This is a genomic window from Stenotrophomonas sp. 05L44_2 (assembly GCF_056665995.1).
On record NZ_JBFTNR010000556.1, the window covers coordinates 1 to 2,806 of the forward strand.

The 2,806-nt window shown below is 65.9% G+C and carries 3 protein-coding genes; all 3 read right to left on the bottom strand.

Going from position 1 to position 2,806, the window contains the following annotated elements:
• On the bottom strand, nucleotides 1-359 hold a 359-nt coding region (locus tag AC1VAN_RS17305), incomplete at its 3' end, for an NADAR family protein (protein ID WP_480986293.1).
• A 99-nt stretch (nucleotides 360-458) separates the two neighbouring features.
• On the bottom strand, nucleotides 459-2,411 hold the full coding sequence (locus AC1VAN_RS17310) for an acetyl-CoA hydrolase/transferase C-terminal domain-containing protein (protein ID WP_480986294.1): 1,953 nt from the start codon (nucleotides 2,409-2,411) through the stop codon (nucleotides 459-461).
• A gap of 32 nt (nucleotides 2,412-2,443) precedes the next feature.
• Nucleotides 2,444-2,806: flavin reductase family protein (locus AC1VAN_RS17315; protein WP_480986295.1), on the bottom strand; the 363-nt coding region annotated here is incomplete at its 5' end.

Consider the following 2,806-nt stretch of genomic DNA (forward strand, 5'->3'; position numbering starts at 1 on the left):
AACTTGGCCCGATTGCCTTCGACCACCAGGGCGTAGCGCGCCTGCGCCCAGAGAGCCTCGTCGAAGCCGTCGATCTTCCGGCCCAGCGCTTTCACCTTGTCAGGCGTGCGGCTGGCGAGAACCTGTTCGAGGATGTCGGTGGCACCAAACAGTCGCGCTTTGCCGGCCATCATGAAGTGCTCGGCAGTGGGGTAGTGCACGCCGTCGATGTTGAAACCTGCGTCGTACCACTGGCTGAAACACGACGCCGCCACGCCCATGCGCGGCGGCTGGTGGCCCCAGAAGCACAGATAACGCAGGTGCTCGCCATCGGCTTGGCGGCGTTGCAGGTCATGCAGGAAACGGGAATCGTCGTTCATCGGTACAGGATAGCGCGCCGCGCCAATGCGGTAGGTGCCAACCTTGGTTGGCACTGATCGTTGTCCGCCGGGCATGGCCCGGCGCTACCCTCCGCGCGATCACGCGGTGCGCGCCAGGGCCAGCCTCAACAAGCGTGCATTGAGCCGTTCGCCGAAGTCCTTGGGCGACTGCAGTTCCATCCGCTGCAGATACACCGCGTCACCATCACCTGCAGGCTGCCACAGCGCGTCCCACACGGTACGCAGCTTGCTGCCGCGCGTCTGTGTATTGGCCTTCAGCCAGCCCAGTGCCTTCACCAGTACCTGTTCGATCTCGGTGAAGTCGCTGCCCAACGGGTAATCGGGCAGGGTGCCATCGTTGCGGAACGGCACCAGCGCCGCCGCCAGCGCCTGGGGTGTGTTGCGCTGCTGCCGCTGCGCATCAGGTTGCGCCGTGGCGGCCAGCTTGCGTGCCGAAAAGGCCTGCTGCAGCAGGGCGCCCTGGAACGGTGCTTCGGTGATGGCCGTCATCGCGTGCACGCAGTCGTCGTCGGTCAGGCCACGCACGTCGGCGATGCCGTACTCGTTGAGATAGATGTCACGCAGGTGGCGCGGAATGGTCGTGTGCCCGTAGTTCCAGCGCACATTGGATTCGCGCTGGCCGCGGTCATCACGGGCAGCGCGGAACATCAGCACACTGCGCGCTTCCGGCAGGGCGTGCGCCATCGCCACGAAGTTGTACTGGCCACCCACGCCGGAAACCACACGGCCATCCTCCAGCGCGTCGGATACCGCCGCGCCCAGCGCGGTGGCCATCATGCAGGAATTGAAGAAGCGGGCGTGACGGCGCTGCAGGCGCTCCAGCGTTTCGTTGCCACCGTACAGCTGGTTGATCTCGCTGATGCGGCGCATGCCGATCGCCCGGCATTCGTCCTCGGGCAGGGTGCGCAGCCATTCGTAGAATTCGGATGAGCCCAGGTAGAACGCGCCGTGCAGGTATTCGCCCTCGGCCTCCAGCGTGGCATGGTCGATGGACAGCGTGCTGCCGTTCTCGATGCGCTGCATCAGTGCCAGATCGTCATGCACCTTGCGCTTGATCACACCGGTCTGCACCAGCCGGCGGAAGCCCTCGTTGAGCATTTCGCTGCAGCCGTACAGGCCGATCTCGAACGGGTCCAGTCCGCCGATCTCCTGTACCAGCGGATGGCTGGCCAGTTGCGGATCCAGCGCGTTCAACACGCGGCGGTAGCGTGCGTTGTCGGTGTGGCGCAGTACCAATGCGTGGCTGAGTGCATCGGCCAGGGTGCCGATGCCGATCTGCAGGGTGCCACCGTCGCGCACCAGGGTGCTGGCATACAGGCCGATGGCGTAGTCGGCGTCGGCCACCGGTTGCCGTGGCAGGCCGAACAACGCCGGATACGGCGCTGGCGGGGTGATGACCAGATCGAAGAAGGACACGTCCACCGTGGCCGTGCCGCCCAGATAGGGCAGCTGCGGATCGATCTCGGCGACCAGCAGCGGGCGCGGCAGSCCGCGYGCGRYCATCGCRTCCAGYGTGTCCTGGGTGATGTCGTTGTTGCASGACAGCGAMAGGCGYCGRTCRTYCGSGCGCATCGCYACTTTCTGCACGATYRCMTGCGGCGCGCGCTGCGCYACCGCRTCGGCRGCGTGSGTGTAGTTGAGGCTGGTGTAGCTGGATTGCGCCTGTCGCGAACCGAGCAGSGCRCCGGACTGCATGTAGAACTCTTCCACCYGCACRTGYGMCGGCAGCKSRTCGCGSRCSATTGCATCGGCGTAGGCCAGGCGCGGGAAGTCTTCACCGAAATGGCGGGCCGCGAACGGCGCCAGGAAACGCGCTTCCAGGCCGTTGCCCTTTGCCTGCGGCGGGTTCAGTGACAGTGCGGTATACAGCTGCAGCGGCCGCGACGGGTCCTGTTCGACGCGCGCATACAGGGCGTTGAGCAGGCGGTGTGGTTTACCCAGCGCCAGCGGCGCACCGATCCGCAGCGGCCCATCCACGCGCGCAAACAGCCAGTCAACGGCGGCGTCGAGGTCGGTGAGGTGTTCGGTCATCCGGGGCGGTCCTGCTTGGGGGAGTGCTGGCATTACAGCATGTCGGGCTTGAACCGCCGTCGACGCGAGACTTCGGCGCCGGACACCATGAATTGCCCATCACCCCGGTAATGCACCGTGCGCGGCAGCTTTGGGCGAGGCGCAACATGGGCGCGCACGATTTCCCAGATGAACAGGTTGCTCGATTCGACCTGACTGTCGTCATGCAGGCGGCACTCGAAGCTGGAATGGCACTGGCCCACCAGCGGTGCCCCCACCTCCCGCGCAGGCATCGCATCCAGGCCGAACCGTTCGAACTTGTCCACGTCACGGCCGCTGCAGTTGCCGATATCGACCACCGTGTCCAGCAGCTCCACGCCCGGGATGTTGATCACGCATTCGCCGCTGCTGCGGGC